This window comes from Argonema antarcticum A004/B2 (assembly GCF_023333585.1).
GTDB lineage: Bacteria > Cyanobacteriota > Cyanobacteriia > Cyanobacteriales > Aerosakkonemataceae > Argonema > Argonema antarcticum.
On the sequence record NZ_JAIQZN010000004.1, the window covers coordinates 1 to 14,415 of the forward strand.

The window sequence follows — 14,415 nt, forward strand, 5'->3', positions numbered from 1 at the left end:
CCCTCTTCCCTCTTCCCTCTTCCCTCTTCCCTCTTCCCTCTTCCCTAGCCCCTAGCCCCTAGCCCCTAGCCCCTAGCTATAAGTACTAAAATTTTTCGATTGTTGAAAGACCGTTTAGTATAAAAAAGTCCATTTTTAAAGAAAAAAATTAAGCTACTTACTTAGCAAAAGTTAATATTTTGAAATAATTCCAAGCTGCTACCACATTGCCCTGCATGAGTGCGGCAACACCACTGAGTGCTTGGAGTTCTGGTAGATTGGGGTTGAGAGCTAGAGCGGGCTTGAGGGCGTTTTGGGCTGCTTTGGGATGCCAGTCGTACAGGTGGACAAAGGCGAGATAGGCGTAGGCGTAGGGGTTCTGGGAGTCCAGTTTGGTGATTCGTGACAAGGCGGCGATCGCACCTGCTGGCTGTCGCCGCAACACCTTCGCAAGGGCCAAAGCATAAGCCAAGTCTAGGTTTTGCGGTGACTGCTGCAATCGATAATTTAGTGTCTTGCTAGCTTGAATCAGATAATCTTGAGTCGGATCGTACTGGTTGATTCGCCCAGTTTGGTCAAAGACGGGATCGAGTGCTGTTGGCCCTTGGGGTAATTTAACTGCTAAAGTCCGTAATTGAGTGAGTAAATCTAATTCCGGTGCGGGTGTTGGCTTCGCAGTTGGGTCAATTTTCAAGGTGACAGGCGGTACTGGGATAGGATAACTTTCACCAGTTTGTCGATTTAGGTAAGTTGCCTCTAAAGTGTAAATTCCAGGGACGAGATTGGCGGGCGGAAGCATCGCCGTTCGTTCGATTACTTGAAAAGGCTGACTGTCTGTTGGGACGCGCTTACCCGGATGCAAATTTCCCATCGCGATAGCATGGTCATGCAACCACTGTTTTTGCTTCGTTGCTTGTGCAGGCGAAACACCTAAGTTGCGCCAAGTTAACACTACCAGGCCCGATCGCAATTGATTCCAGGGGCCAGACCAATCGTAGACGACGGGAACTGGAACTCCTGGTGGCGATCGATCTGGTACTATAACTCGATTCAATTTTAGATTTTGGATTTGGGACTCAGAAATTCTCTCCTGCTTTACTTGTACCGGGGGAATTCGGCTGTGGTAAAGCTTCAAAGTACTCTCATCTGGCAAATTCCAAGTTTTCTGTAATTGGAAATCTCCGCCTTGTTCTACAATTTGGACGATCGCAGATTGCGCCTCGCTGGGAACTGACCCTTGATTGCCAGTTTTGGTGAGAAACCAGGAGAGACTGCGTGCATCTTGCTGTAGGTGTTTTTTTCGCGTCCCCACCTGACGCCCATAAACCTGAAAATTGCTTAAAGCTCCGTAATAATTGAAGTTGTGCTGGTTTAGTTCTGGTGTCGAGGGTAGGACACCTAAAGTCGATCGCAGATAAGGTTCAGTTTTGATGATTTCCCCAATTACCTGCTGATGCGGCCACCCAGCACCAAAATATGGATAATGCTGAAAGCGAGGACTGAGAATCTGCGTTATCGAGCTACCTCCGATCGGATAAATATTTGCCAACATTAATAAGATGGCTAGACCGATAGTATTGCGGCGGATATGTTGCGCCCACCGCCCAGACCAAAGCGTTAACCAGTAAGCTAATAACAGCGACAGCACTGGCAAATATGGCAAAACATAACGAGTATCTTTATTAATATTTATAGAACAAAGCAGATAGGCACTCACCAAAAATATAACTAACCATTTAATAGGCGATCGACGAAAGTTATTACTCTCTGCACCTATGCGCTCCCGATCCTCTGCTTTTATGCCAAGTGGCTTACTTATATAATACATACAACAGAAAATTAACAATATAACTTTGTGCCATAATTTGATCTGCAAAACTGGCTGTTGTTCGATCTCCGCTGCTGTTTTTCTAAATTCGGGCGGCCAAGCTGACATTTGTTTTTCGATCTCCGCCGCTGCTTTCCTAAATTCGGGCGGCATCTTGCCAGTTTTCCTAAATTCGGCCTGCCAAGCTGACATTTGTTTATTTTCCGCTGCTATTTTCCGTAGCGGCTCTGCTTCCTCAGCTGTTTTCCTACGTAGCTGCTCTACCCCTCTAATGGCTAACTTACCCAGATAAAGTAGTAAACCGACGATGGGTACTAGCAACAGAGGCCAAGAAACTATGTATGGTAAATCTTTCCAATAAAAAATCCAGGCATCGAGGGTATTGAGGGCTGGGTCGCCTTCTGCGATCGCCGAATCTATAGTAGCTCGTTTCCCAGCTGTCAGCATTAGAAGCCAATTCGTGCGATACCAAGGGCCAAATACTAACACTGACAACAACAAAGCACCTAATAGCTGAGCTAATCTTTCAATTGCATTAAAAATAGAAGAAGGCTGATTTTTAATTCTTAATCCTAAGTTTTTCCAGAAATTACTAAAATCGTCATTTATTACCAAAACTATTGGTATTAGCAGGAAAAATAGGGCTGTTTGCTTCACCATTAAAGCGACGCCCAAAGAAATACCAAATGCAGCTGCCCAAAACCATTTTTGAGTGCTGAGTGCTTCGGCTTTAGTGCTGAGTGGGAGAGTGGGAGAGTGGGAGAGGGGGAGAGTGGGGGAAGTAGTATTTTGTTCCTCTGCTTTTCTGGCTATTCCCTTCCAAACACTAAGGCAATAGAAACTTAAAGTGACAACGGATGTCAGGGGATAATCCAATAAAAAATCTATGCGAAATCTATATAATCCCGGCAAAACCTGACATATCGCCGCCGCCAATAACCCGACTTCAACGCTGAACAATTCTACGCCCAAACCATAAACGGAGACTAATAGAATAGCGCTAAAGAAGAGGTTGACAAGTGTAGCTTTATCTGCACCAGTGCCAAATATATTTTGGATAATACCTGCGGCAATATAGGTAAAAGGCGGGACTTTGGAGGTGAGTTGCCAAAAACTCGTCCACCATTCACCGGAAAACCACTGGGGATGTTGTAAGGCTTGCCAGTAGTTTAACGAACCTGTGAGGTAGTCTGCCTGATCCCAAGCTGGGATAGAATGGTCGATGGCGAACCAGATGCGATCGCACACCGCACCCGCCAGCCAAATTATACCCAGGACTAGCAGACCCTTCTTGAACTGGTTGTCTTTCTCGCTCTGAGTCACCGATCGCACCAGATTAGGTTAACCTTTCGACCATTTTCATTTAATAATACCAGTTTCTTGATGGGATAATTTCATTTATAACTTCAAAAACTGAGCCAGCCCTCAGACGAACTACAAGCTACGTATTACCATTCCCCACTCGTCTTTCAATCAGTTGTTCTAGTTGATTAAAATCTTCTTCATTTAACCCTCCCGTATGTCGGATTATGCCTGACTCATTGTGCAGGCGATCCATATAGATTCGTAAAGCTTCATCATCTTCCCGGTGAGCCAGGACATAAGTTCTGAGTTCTTTTCGACTCATCTGTTGAAAGTTAGGCTTCAGCGTCATCATCAAACTCCCAGTGTCCGTTTCTAAATATTGTGATACCTATTGTATCACCAGCTAGAATGTAAATCTCCTCCCGCTTTTCGTCATAACGGAATAAGTGGATGTCACTATAGAAGTTAGACAAAGTTTGGCAGACTCGCACACAGGCAAGCATTTGTTCTACAGTTGGTATCATCTTTCAGCTACTTTCTATTCTCACTTATATTCCGACTCTACTTTTACTGACACTCTAATCACAAACAAATAGGGCCTTGATTGGCTGACAAAACTTCTCTTTATTAATCAGATCGGGACTTACGCAATTGGCACATTCAGAAGTACGTTGTCGCGCTTTAGCGCTAAAGCGCAACAACGTACCTTAAAAATCAGCCCTTCTTTTATGACACTTGCGTAAGTCCTACAGATATTTTGTAGATTTGTCAGCAAATCTACTTTTTATCCTACTCTTATTCTGCACCTTCAATCGGTGCAAAACCTTGACGTTGAATATTCTCCGTCACCGCACGAGGTTCCAAGAATTGTAGCAGATAATCCGGGCCACCCGCTTTAGAACCAACACCAGAAAGTTTAAATCCGCCAAAAGGTTGACGCGACACAATCGCACCAGTAATCCCCCGATTGATATACAAATTCCCCACTTCAAATTCAGCTTGCGCCTTTTCAATGTGGGAAGGAGTACGCGAATACAAACCACCAGTTAAGGCGAAATTCGTACCATTAGCAACATCAATTGCTGACTGAAAATCCTTCACCCGAATTACAGACAATACTGGGCCAAAAATCTCCTCCTGGGCAATTATCCCCGTCGGAGATACTTCCGAAAAAATTACCGGCCCAATAAAATAGCCGTTTTCCGGTGCAGACATTTCCAGCGCAACTTTTGCTTCCTGACGCCCTTTCTCGATATATTCTTTGATGCGTTTATGGGCATTCGCATCTATCACAGGGCCTACTTTTGTGCTAGGGTTTTCTGCTGCACCAACGTTCAGACTGCGAGTAGCTTCAACTAAACGCGGTACAAACACATCATAGATAGATTCCAACACAATTACTCGCGAACAAGCAGAACATTTTTGACCGCTATAACCAAAAGCCGATTGCACTACACCCGCAACTGCTTGATCTAAATCTGCACTTTCATCAACGACGATCGCATTCTTGCCACCCATCTCAGCAATCACTCGTTTCAGATGTTTTTGTCCGGGTTGTAAAATCGCCGCATCTGCGTAAATTTGGCAACCAACTTCTTGAGATCCAGTGAAGGTAATCATGTGAACATCGGGATGTTTCACCATGTAAGAACCGACAGTGGAACCTTTGCCAGGTACGTATTGGAATACGCCACTAGGAACCCCAGCTTCGATCAAAATTTCCGTTAATTTGGCTGTAATTACAGAGGAAACTTCCGCTGGTTTCAGAAGCGTACAATTTCCCGCCACTAAGGAAGCAACTGTCATCCCCGTAGGAATAGCCAAGGGAAAATTCCAAGGCGAAATAATCAGGGAAATTCCACGCGGTTGATAGTTATAGCGGTTATTTTCGCCAGGAATATCGTAGTTATATCCCTGTTCCAAACGTTCCATCTCATCGGCGTAGTAGCGGCAGAAATCGATCGCTTCCGAAACTTCGCCATCGCCTTCGCGCACTGGTTTTCCTGTTTCCAAAACCATCCAAGCAGTTAATTCAGCGCGGCGTTTTTCCATTAATTCTCCTGCTTTCCGCAATACGCCTGCACGTTCGCGTACAGGGGTTTTTCGCCAAGCGGGAAATGCTGCTTTTGCTGCTTTAATTGCTTGTTCTGCTTGTTCGACGCTAAGCAATCCGATTTTGCCAACTATTTCGCTGGGATTGGAAGGATTGACAGAATCAACAGTTTGTGATGTGTTTACATATTCACCATTAATTAAAGGTGAATATGTTTTACCGAGTTGTTGACGAACGGTTTGGATTGCTTGCTGCGATCGGACCCTCTCTTCCTTATCGGCATAATCGGTATCGGCTACATTAGGGAAGACTTTAGTAAATTCTGCTTGAGAATCAATTTTCCCATTTTTTAGCGTTGGTGGCGCTAATAATTCCTCGATTGGTCGTTCTTCCAAACTTTGTCGCAAGAAAGAACTATTCGCAGTATTTTCTAACAGTCGGCGAATCAAATATGCCATACCGGGAATTAAATCCCCATAAGGACAGTAAACTCGCACGCGATAACCGCGATCCACGATTGATTTTGCCAGTTTATCTGCCATCCCGTAAAGGACTTGCATTTCAAAGCGGCGACGAGGTACATTTAAAGTTTCGGCAATTGCCATCGCCCGCGCTTGACTGCGAACATTATGGCTACCAATTGCCGAATAAATATACTCGTGATTCTCCAACATCAACTGAGTTATTTTCTCATAGTTGATATCGGTTGCCGCTTTATCATTGTAAACTGGTTGAGGCCAATCTCTCTGGGCTGATTTGATAGTTTCCTGATCCCAATAAGCACCCTTCACCAAACGGATAGTTACCGGATTACCGCGCAATTTCGCCCAAGCAATCAAATCACGCAAATCTTTTTCGCTGTCGCGTAAATAAGCTTGAATTGTGATTCCAATATCCGTGCGAGAACGAAATTCATCTTCCAACAAAACCTGTTTGAGGATACTCAAAGTTAGGTCTTTGTAGGCATATTGTTCCATGTCAAAGTGAACGGCGGCACCTAATTCTTTAGCGCGGCGTAATAGAATGCGAATGCGATCGCTCACTTTTTCCTGACTGCCTTTCTCATCCAACGGATCGAACTGGGAATAAAAGGCAGTTATTTTAACAGATACTTGCACTTTTGGCAATGGTTCGCCATCAGCAGAGTCGATCGCCTCAACAGTTGACCAACTTTTCGCGGCTTCTGTTAGCTGTTCCATCAGTTCCAAATAGCGATCGAGATAAGATTGCGCTTCCTCCTCCGTAATCACCGCCTCTCCCAAGAGGTCGATCGTGAAAGCCATTTTATCCTTACGCAATCGTTCAACCGTCTTAATTACCTGCCTAATATTTTCCCCAGAAATGTACTTATGAGCTAAAGTTTCCACAGCCGTCGAAACCGTCGTTGCTGCCAATTGTCCCGGCATTGAGTCCGCGTTAGCAAAGTTTAGCAACCCTTTGAGTGCGGCGGGGAGTTCCACCGACTCATCCCCCAGGTATTCCTGCAAGTGACGCGCAATTTCCGGTTTACTACGTAGCGAAGGCAGACAATCGATGAAGCGGAACAACTGCACCCGCAAACCAGGGTTAGACATTGCCCATCCCAGCAATTTATCATCCCAGCGCATCTGATCGCGCATTTGGGCAAAAAATGAGCGATTTTCCTTAGTTGCAGCCAGAAGTTGTTTGGCAATCTCCTGGGTCTTAGTTTCGTAAATTGTATTATTTGATACTTGTGCGACCACAGCTAACGGACTCCTAATTGACGGTAAGGGCAAAAGTGCTAGAACCCTTTATTTTCTATTTTCTCGCTTTATTACGCCATTAGACAGGCCGCGTTATGATAAATTTGCATATTTGTTGTCAAAGACGAAGTTGCGAGGTTGGTTTTGCCTTGCCATTAGTGCGAACCGTCTTAAGTGTTATATTAAACTTAAAAGCACTGCTTCGTGAAAACAACTTTTATGACTCAGGAACTAACAGATTTAAGAGCTAGCATCCTAGAGGGAAGATACACAGATGCTTTGGGACTTGTAGATGAATTAGAGTGGATGAGTAAACAAGCAAACCTGCGTAATATCGAATCCTTTTTAATCAGGATGCTGGTTCACTTCATTAAAAACCAAGTTGAACAGAGGTTAACTAATTCTTGGGCTGCTTCAATAGGTGATTCTGTTCAACAAATTCAAAAGCTAAATCTCAAAGACAATAAAACCTCTTACTACTTCAAATCAGATGAATGGCAGCCTTTACTGGAAGAGATACTGAAAACAGCAATTCGTACTGCAAGTGTGGAAGTGATGAATGGAACCTACAGTCCGTTTCAACTTTCAGAATTAGTCAATCGAGACGAGATATTACTAACTGCTCAGAAGTTCATAGCTCTCACTTATGTCCATAAGTCAATCGATTTACCTGACATTATAGATGAAAAATTAACACAATTACCCGGTGGGCAAGATTGGAAAGAAGGCAGACGATAAATCTGACACAAGGGTTTTGATTGACGCGGTGACGCGGAGAGGTTTTGATTGATATTATCCTATCACTTCACGCCAACCCTTACAAAATCGATGTGCTAAGTATTTTGAGCCAGCTTCTCTTCTTGTAATTTTCTTGCCTCTTCAACTTCAAGTCTTGCCAGCGTTGTAGCCGCATCTGCCAGATACATTGCTAAAGTAGCTCTTATTTGCGGATCTTTTTCCCGCCAAAGGTCATGGGCAAACACCATAACTGTGTTGCGGTATGCTCTAATTGATTCTGGGTCTAATGCGTAACCCATAGTTTTAGAACCTCCCCATATCGAATGGATAACGTTGGACAAAGATTCTGAGAAGTTGCCTTTCCGGTTCCAGGTAAATAAATCTTACTTGCAATAGTTCATCGGCTGCAAGTGTCACCTTTTGAGTTGCTTCCGGCGGATTGACCGATTCGTGGAAAGCTGCTGCTATGTATTCACCGGGGGAAAGGTCGGCAAACTGTGCAATAGCGTATCGCAAACTAACTGTCTGTCGGTCAACAGTAGTTCCATCTTGCCTCAGAATCGCGACGAATGCCACCCCTTCAACAGAAGTCATGGCATTGCCGTTTTGGTTGCGGATAGAAATGAAAATATCTGACATTGCACTATTTTAAGGGAAAAGGTTGATGAATTGAAGTTGCGAGCTGTTTTCATCTGTATAAAGACTTCCCACTTTTCAAACTACCTCATCTTCTTGCATTACTTCATTATTTTCTCTTATTGCCTGTTCAATTTCGTCTGGATAGGCATCGGCATAAGCCCAAGCATTCACCAAATCGGCTGCGGTTAGATGGGGGAATGCTTCTAAGATAATGGCATCACTTGCATCTAAACGACGATAACTCACCAGCGACCAAACTGGTATCCGAGTTCTGCCGATACAAGCATCACCACCCACAACGCCGGGAGTTTTTTGAATCGCTGGCGAACCGCTGGTTAAATTCTCGGTCAAAATCTGGATAGCTTCAGCTTTTTCAACCGGAGTTAAAACAAGGAGTTTTGTTTGTAATTCTTCTTTGACAAACATAGATGTGTTCTGATTTGTGCTAAAGAAATATCTAATTTATAGTTTAGCCTGTATCTGCTTGCCCTTATTTGATTTTCCCAATCCCATTGCAGAGGTGCAACAGCAGCCGATCGCCTCATCCTCATCTTTGGGGACGGTTCACTCGAATCAATTTCTCTCTCAAAGTTTCTTCAGCAGAAATAGCTTCATTAATGCGTCTGGCTTGTCTTTCAAAATTATCGTCTTGCTTGCAGACAATGATACCAGCATGACCTACTTGTAAACGGTGCAATTGGATGAAATCACCGCGATTGCGTGTTAAAACTACTCGCTCATTACTTACCGCAAAAGCTAACACATCCTCATCAGGAATCCTAAGATTTGCATTTCCCGCTTCTTGGGCTGTTAAGACATCGTGACCAAAAGCGCGTAGCAATTCGACGACTGGCAGTGGGAAGTTTTCATCTGTATAACTGGAGTTTAGACTAACCGCGCTTGAGGGCGCGGTTAGTCTAAACTCCAGGTATAAAGACGTGCCACTTTTCAAACTTCCTCATCTTCTTGCATTGCTTCATCATTTTCTCGTATTGCCTGTTCAATTTCTTCTGGGTAAGCATCAGCATACGCCCAAGCATTTACCAAATCGGCAGCAGTAAGTTGGGGAAATGCCTCTAAAATACGGGCATCACTCATACCCAAACGGCGATCGATTACTAACGACCAAACTGGAATGCGAGTTCTGCCGATACAAGCATCACCACCCACAACGCCAGGAGTTTTTTGAATCGCTGGCGAACCGCTGGTTAAATTCTCGGTCAAAATCTGGATAGCTTCAGCTTTTTCAACCGGAGTTAAGACAAGGAGTTGTGTTTGTAATTCTTCTTTGACAAACATAGATGTGTTCTGATTTTTACTAAGGAAATATCTAATTTATAGTTTAGTCTGTATCTGCTTGCCCTTACTTGATTTTCCCAATCGCATTGTAGAGGTGCAACAGCAGGGGATCGCCTCCAGCGTTTCCTGCTTCTTGAACTGTGAGTACATCGTGACCAAAACTTCGGAGTAATTCCACTACTGGCAGTGGGAATTGTTCATCAGCCTAAAGATTTCTCATAACTTATACTTCATCTTCCATTGCTTCATCTTGATCTCGCAGTGCTTGTTCAATTTCCTCTGGGTGTGCATCAGCATAAGCCCAAATATTCACCAAGTCAGCAGCACTAATATGGGGATAAAACTGTAGAAGTTCAGCATCACTCGCACCTTGACGATGCAAACTCACGAACAACCAAACCGGAAGCCTAGTTTTGGCGATACAAGCCTCACCACCCATAACACCTGGAGTTTTTGTAATCCCTAGCGAACCCTTGTTTAAAGTTTTGGTCAAAATTTGGATAGCTTCAGCTTTTTCAGCGGGAGCTAAGACAAGTAGTTGTGTTTATAATTCTTCTTTGACAAACATAGATCTGTTCTGATTTGTATTAAAGAAATATCTAAGTTATAGTTTAGCCTATAGTAAAATATAATAGTACCCAGCGGTGAGACTATGCGGCAAGTACTGATATATACAGATGAAGATGGCTATTGGATAGCTGAATGCCCCAGCCTACCAGGTTGTAACAGCCAGGGTAAGACAAAACAAGAAGCTCTTGCCAACATTAAAGAAGCGATCGAACTATACATCGAAGTGTTGCAGGAAAAAGGTCGGCCTGTACCAGAAGACCGTTTTGACATTATGTTGGTGGCGGTATGAGTCGATTACCTCGTATTTCCGGCAGAGAATGTGTTAAAGCGCTGGAAAAGGTAGGTTTCTATTTCCTGCGTCAGAGAGCAAGTCATATCTCTCTGTGTCGGGACGAGCCATTTGCTCAGGTAGTTGTCCCAGATCATCGTGAAATAGCCAAAGGAACTCTCCGAAATATTATCCGAGATGCCGGACTCAGTGTTGATGAGTTTATTGAGTTGCTGTAAGCGGGCAACTGGCTTCGCCAGATTTGGTTTCACTAGCTAACGCAAGTTGCTAGTTAGTAGTAGATCCGTTGGGCTCTCCTGTACTTATGGGGATAAGCTGAGTTTATCATTTCCATAATCCTTGCTCGGCAAGGATTATGGAAATAGATTTTCAAGGAAGCTATCAAAAATCACGGGTTTTCCCCCAAAGGTACGGGAGAGCCTTTTCTAATATTCGCAACCTTTATTTACGAATAATTTTTCAAATCTTGATAAACTAAGCTTTAGAAAAAAACAGCCATTAAAGCTCTCAATGCTAAAATTTTGAAACAGAAAAGGCCCGATCGCACACAAAGTTACAGAAAAAGAGCGATCTGGGCAATAACTCCCAATACATAAGATTCTTGACGCACGCTGGGAACTCATTTGAATGGAAACAAAAACACCTATAAAGGTTGGAATCCCCAAGGAAATCCACCCCGGCGAATGTCGCGTAGCAGCAACGCCAGACACAGCCAAGCGGCTTATGAAGCTAGGTTTTGAAGTACTTATAGAGTCTGGGGCAGGCGAATTAGCCAACTTCCCCGATGAAGCCTACAAGCAAGTTGAATGTAAAATCCTCCCTGATGCCCCCTCCCTTTGGGCTGAGTCGGATATCGTCCTCAAAGTCCGTCCACCCGAAATTGCACCAGACGGCAAGCACGAAGCCGAATTGCTTACTCTTGGCGGTACACTGATCAGCTTCATCTGGCCTGCCCAAAACCAGGATTTGGTAGAGCGTCTGGTTTTGCGGAAAGCCACGGTGCTAGCAATGGAAGCCATTCCGCGTATTAGCCGCGCCCAAAAGATGGACGCCCTCAGCTCGATGGCAAATATCGCCGGTTACCGCGCTGTCGTCGAAGCTGCGAGCAATTTTGGTCGCTTCTTTACCGGACAGATTACCGCCGCAGGGAAAGTACCGCCAGCGAAGGTACTGGTGATCGGTGCTGGAGTCGCGGGACTGGCAGCTATCGGCACGGCAAAGGGCCTGGGTGCGATCGTCCGCGCTTTCGATACCCGTCCTGTGGTTAAAGAGCAAGTTCAAAGCTTGGGCGGAGAGTTTTTGGAACTCGATTTCGCAGAAGACGGCACAGGTCAAGGCGGCTACGCCAAGGTGATGAGCGAAGAGTTTATCAAGGCGGAGATGGCCCTCTTTGCTGACCAAGCTAAGGAAGTTGACATTATCATCACAACGGCTGTTATCCCTGGCAGAAAAGCACCAGTCCTAATTACCAAAGAGATGGTCGAGAGCATGAAAGAAGGCTCTGTAATCGTCGATTTGGCAGCAGAACAGGGCGGTAACTGCGAGGTTACTAAGCCGAAAGAAATTTACTCTCACAATGGTGTAACGATCGTTGGCTTAACAGATCTGCCTAGCCGTCTGGCCCAACAGTCGAGTCAGCTTTATGGCAGCAATCTTTGGCACTTGCTCGACGACATGACCAAATCCGGTCAGTACAAAATCGATATGGACGATGAGGTGGTTCGCGGTGCCCTCCTAATCTACCAAGGCGAACAATTACCTCCGCCGCCGCCAAAAGCAGCACCTTCACCCACCCAACCCGCTACTACACCCGCAAAAGCAGTCGAAGCAGGGGTAAAAGCACCAGCAAAACCAACAACCACCTTTAGCACCAACGATTTAGTCGTACTGGGACTAACTGGCTTAGCCCTCTTGGGCGTCGGTATCGCGGCCCCTACCTCGTTCCTGTCTCACTTCACCGTATTTGTGCTGGCTTGCTTCGTTGGCTGGCAAGTGATTTGGAACGTCAAACCCGCTCTGCACACGCCATTGATGAGCGTCACCAATGCAATCAGCGGCATTATTATCATTGGCGGCATTCTCCAGATATCCAGTTCGCTAACTTCTCCCAGTACCATCTTGGGCGCGATCGCAATTCTCATCGGTACAATCAACATTTCCGGCGGCTTTCTCGTCACCCAACGGATGCTCAAGATGTTCCGCAGATGAAGGGGCTAGGGAAGAGTGGGGGAGTGGGGGAGTGGGGGAGTGGGAGAGTGGGAGAGTGGGAGAGTGGGGGAGAATTCCCAATTACCCAATCACCAATCACTAATTACCCAATCACCAATCACTAATTCCCTAATTCCCCAATTACCCAATTCCCAATTTCCAATCACCAATCACCAATTCCTCAAAATGACAAGTAGTGTATTGACAGTTTCTTACATTGGTGCAAGCGCCCTGTTTATCCTCAGTCTGGGTGGTTTGTCCAATCAAGAAAACGCAACCAAGGGCAACCTCTACGGCATTATCGGGATGCTGCTAGCGATCGTCGCCACCATGTTGGGCCTCGGCGCTGGCATCACCGAATATGGCACCTTGGCAGCAGTGATAGTTCCCGGCGCAATCATCGGTGCGATCGTGGCAGCAAACGTCGCCATGACTTCCATGCCAGAATTAGTGGCGATCCTGCATAGCTTTGTCGGTGCAGCCGCAGTTTTGGTGGGTGTCGCCAACTACCTACAACCGAATCAATCCCTAATTGGTGTCGAAGCTACCATCCACGAAATCGAGATTTTTATCGGCGTGTTTATCGGTGCTGTCACCTTCACCGGATCGATCGTCGCATTTGGAAAACTGCGCGGCATCATCAGCGGCAAACCGTTACTTCTGCCGGGACGCCATTTAATTAATCTCAGCATCATCGGTGCTTCCGTCGGACTCGGCACCACCTTTATCGGTGCCGAAGACTACACCGGACTGCAACCGCTGTTGATTATGACCGCCATCGCCGGAGTTCTGGGCTTTAATCTGGTCATGGGGATCGGCGGTGCGGATATGCCAGTCGTCGTCTCCATGCTCAACAGCTACTCTGGATGGGCAGCAGCAGCCGCTGGCTTCATGCTATCCAACGACCTCCTGATCGTCACTGGTGCGCTTGTCGGCAGTAGCGGCGCGATCCTCAGCTACATCATGTGCAAAGCCATGAACCGATCGTTTATCAGCGTCATCCTGGGTGGCTTTGGCACCGGATCGGGAACAGTCTCAGCAGCCACCGAAATGGTGGGCGAAGTAATCTCAACCACAGTTGATGATACCGTCGAACTCTTGCGCGATGCCAAGCACGTGATCATCGTTCCCGGCTACGGTATGGCAGTAGCTCAAGCTCAACACTCTCTCTCAGAAGTTACCAAGATATTGCGGGAAAAGGGCGTACAAGTTCGGTTTGGCATCCATCCCGTAGCGGGTCGGCTACCCGGACACATGAACGTACTACTGGCAGAGGCGAATGTGCCTTACGACATCGTTCTGGAAATGGAAGAAATCAATGAAGATTTCCCCGAAACCGATGCGGTACTTGTGATCGGTGCCAACGATACCGTTAATCCAGCGGCGATGGAAGATCCAAATAGTGCGATCGCCGGAATGCCAGTATTGGAAGTGTGGAAATCCAAGAAAGTTATCGTCATGAAACGCAGCATGGCTAGCGGCTACGCCGGAGTGGAAAATCCTCTGTTCTACAAGGAAAACTCCCGAATGCTGTTTGGCGATGCCAAGAAAAATGTCGATGCCATCCTCAACCAGCTGCGCTTACCAGCTTGATGAGGTCAGAGAAACCCGGTTTCTTGAACAATACCTTCGCCAAATCGAAAAATGCCGAAGGTATTGTTGAAGAAACCAGGTTTCTGGGGTTCTTGAAGAAACCCGGTTTCTGGTGCAGATTTAATTTCTACTCTTAAATCTAAAATCTAAAATTTAAAATTACCCCCGCCTGATGGTTGACAAATGACTA

The 14,415-nt window shown here is 45.6% G+C and carries 15 protein-coding genes and 1 pseudogene; 5 read left to right on the top strand and 11 right to left on the bottom strand.

Annotated features, from left to right (window positions below; translation table 11 throughout):
• Positions 1–157 precede the first annotated feature (157 nt).
• The 4 genes from LAY57_RS02445 to pruA form a co-directional block, all read right to left on the bottom strand.
• Complete coding sequence (locus LAY57_RS02445) at positions 158–3,130, bottom strand: phospholipid carrier-dependent glycosyltransferase (protein WP_249064707.1); 2,973 nt, start codon at positions 3,128–3,130, stop codon at positions 158–160.
• A gap of 118 nt (positions 3,131–3,248) precedes the next feature.
• Positions 3,249–3,464, bottom strand: a complete 216-nt coding sequence (locus tag LAY57_RS02450; RefSeq protein ID WP_249064708.1) for a DUF6887 family protein — start codon at positions 3,462–3,464, stop codon at positions 3,249–3,251.
• Positions 3,445–3,636, bottom strand: coding sequence for a DUF6888 family protein (locus tag LAY57_RS02455; RefSeq protein WP_249064709.1), 192 nt, complete (start codon positions 3,634–3,636; stop codon positions 3,445–3,447). The genes LAY57_RS02450 and LAY57_RS02455 overlap by 20 nt, the downstream gene beginning before the upstream one ends.
• Positions 3,637–3,907: 271 nt before the next feature.
• Entirely contained in the window at positions 3,908–6,889 is a 2,982-nt protein-coding gene (pruA, locus tag LAY57_RS02460) for an L-glutamate gamma-semialdehyde dehydrogenase (protein WP_249064710.1), read from the bottom strand.
• Between the two features lie 219 nt (positions 6,890–7,108).
• On the opposite strand from pruA, the gene LAY57_RS02465 reads away from it, so the two are divergent.
• Positions 7,109–7,627 (top strand): DUF29 family protein, encoded by a 519-nt coding sequence (locus LAY57_RS02465; protein WP_249064711.1) that lies wholly within the window; start codon positions 7,109–7,111, stop codon positions 7,625–7,627.
• A gap of 95 nt (positions 7,628–7,722) precedes the next feature.
• Here LAY57_RS02465 and LAY57_RS02470 read toward each other — a convergent pair whose 3' ends face one another.
• From LAY57_RS02470 to LAY57_RS02495, 7 genes and pseudogenes are all read right to left on the bottom strand, one after another.
• Positions 7,723–7,926 carry a hypothetical protein gene (locus LAY57_RS02470; protein ID WP_249064712.1) on the bottom strand — a complete coding sequence of 68 codons (204 nt, stop codon included), beginning with the start codon at positions 7,924–7,926 and terminating at the stop codon, positions 7,723–7,725.
• Between the two features lie 4 nt (positions 7,927–7,930).
• Complete coding sequence (locus tag LAY57_RS02475) at positions 7,931–8,266, bottom strand: hypothetical protein (RefSeq protein WP_249064713.1); 336 nt, start codon at positions 8,264–8,266, stop codon at positions 7,931–7,933.
• A gap of 75 nt (positions 8,267–8,341) precedes the next feature.
• On the bottom strand, positions 8,342–8,692 hold the full coding sequence (locus LAY57_RS02480; RefSeq protein ID WP_249064714.1) for a DUF433 domain-containing protein: 351 nt from the start codon (positions 8,690–8,692) through the stop codon (positions 8,342–8,344).
• Between the two features lie 121 nt (positions 8,693–8,813).
• Positions 8,814–9,194: a DUF5615 family PIN-like protein gene (locus tag LAY57_RS02485; protein ID WP_249064834.1), complete on the bottom strand. Its 381-nt coding sequence runs from the start codon at positions 9,192–9,194 to the stop codon at positions 8,814–8,816.
• 20 nt (positions 9,195–9,214) lie between these two features.
• Positions 9,215–9,565 carry a DUF433 domain-containing protein gene (locus LAY57_RS02490; RefSeq protein ID WP_249064715.1) on the bottom strand — a complete coding sequence of 117 codons (351 nt, stop codon included), beginning with the start codon at positions 9,563–9,565 and terminating at the stop codon, positions 9,215–9,217.
• Between the two features lie 115 nt (positions 9,566–9,680).
• A pseudogene (locus LAY57_RS35690) lies at positions 9,681–9,770 on the bottom strand (DUF5615 family PIN-like protein); the annotation flags it as partial.
• An 18-nt stretch (positions 9,771–9,788) separates the two neighbouring features.
• Entirely contained in the window at positions 9,789–10,058 is a 270-nt protein-coding gene (locus LAY57_RS02495) for a DUF433 domain-containing protein (protein WP_338022342.1), read from the bottom strand.
• 159 nt (positions 10,059–10,217) lie between these two features.
• On the opposite strand from LAY57_RS02495, the gene LAY57_RS02500 reads away from it, so the two are divergent.
• From LAY57_RS02500 to pntB, 4 genes are all read left to right on the top strand, one after another.
• Positions 10,218–10,424: a type II toxin-antitoxin system HicB family antitoxin gene (locus tag LAY57_RS02500; protein ID WP_249064716.1), complete on the top strand. Its 207-nt coding sequence runs from the start codon at positions 10,218–10,220 to the stop codon at positions 10,422–10,424.
• On the top strand, positions 10,421–10,642 hold the full coding sequence (locus LAY57_RS02505; RefSeq protein ID WP_249064717.1) for a type II toxin-antitoxin system HicA family toxin: 222 nt from the start codon (positions 10,421–10,423) through the stop codon (positions 10,640–10,642). The genes LAY57_RS02500 and LAY57_RS02505 overlap by 4 nt, the downstream gene beginning before the upstream one ends.
• A 409-nt stretch (positions 10,643–11,051) precedes the next feature.
• Positions 11,052–12,632 carry a Re/Si-specific NAD(P)(+) transhydrogenase subunit alpha gene (pntA, locus tag LAY57_RS02510; RefSeq protein WP_249064718.1) on the top strand — a complete coding sequence of 527 codons (1,581 nt, stop codon included), beginning with the start codon at positions 11,052–11,054 and terminating at the stop codon, positions 12,630–12,632.
• A gap of 186 nt (positions 12,633–12,818) precedes the next feature.
• A complete protein-coding gene (gene pntB, locus LAY57_RS02515; protein ID WP_249064719.1) occupies positions 12,819–14,225 on the top strand; it encodes a Re/Si-specific NAD(P)(+) transhydrogenase subunit beta in 1,407 nt (468 codons plus the stop codon).
• Positions 14,226–14,415 lie beyond the last annotated feature (190 nt).

Bases quoted from the DNA above. Each gene is read 5' to 3' on its own strand.
- LAY57_RS02450 (WP_249064708.1), bottom strand. From the start codon at position 3,464: ATGATGACGCTGAAGCCTAACTTTCAACAGATGAGTCGAAAAGAACTC.
- LAY57_RS02455 (WP_249064709.1), bottom strand. From the start codon at position 3,636: ATGATACCAACTGTAGAACAAATGCTTGCCTGTGTGCGAGTCTGCCAA.
- LAY57_RS02465 (WP_249064711.1), top strand. From the start codon at position 7,109: ATGACTCAGGAACTAACAGATTTAAGAGCTAGCATCCTAGAGGGAAGA.
- LAY57_RS02470 (WP_249064712.1), bottom strand. From the start codon at position 7,926: ATGGGTTACGCATTAGACCCAGAATCAATTAGAGCATACCGCAACACA.
- LAY57_RS02475 (WP_249064713.1), bottom strand. From the start codon at position 8,266: ATGTCAGATATTTTCATTTCTATCCGCAACCAAAACGGCAATGCCATG.
- LAY57_RS02480 (WP_249064714.1), bottom strand. From the start codon at position 8,692: ATGTTTGTCAAAGAAGAATTACAAACAAAACTCCTTGTTTTAACTCCG.
- LAY57_RS02490 (WP_249064715.1), bottom strand. From the start codon at position 9,565: ATGTTTGTCAAAGAAGAATTACAAACACAACTCCTTGTCTTAACTCCG.
- LAY57_RS02500 (WP_249064716.1), top strand. From the start codon at position 10,218: ATGCGGCAAGTACTGATATATACAGATGAAGATGGCTATTGGATAGCT.
- LAY57_RS02505 (WP_249064717.1), top strand. From the start codon at position 10,421: ATGAGTCGATTACCTCGTATTTCCGGCAGAGAATGTGTTAAAGCGCTG.
- pntA (WP_249064718.1), top strand. From the start codon at position 11,052: ATGGAAACAAAAACACCTATAAAGGTTGGAATCCCCAAGGAAATCCAC.
- pntB (WP_249064719.1), top strand. From the start codon at position 12,819: ATGACAAGTAGTGTATTGACAGTTTCTTACATTGGTGCAAGCGCCCTG.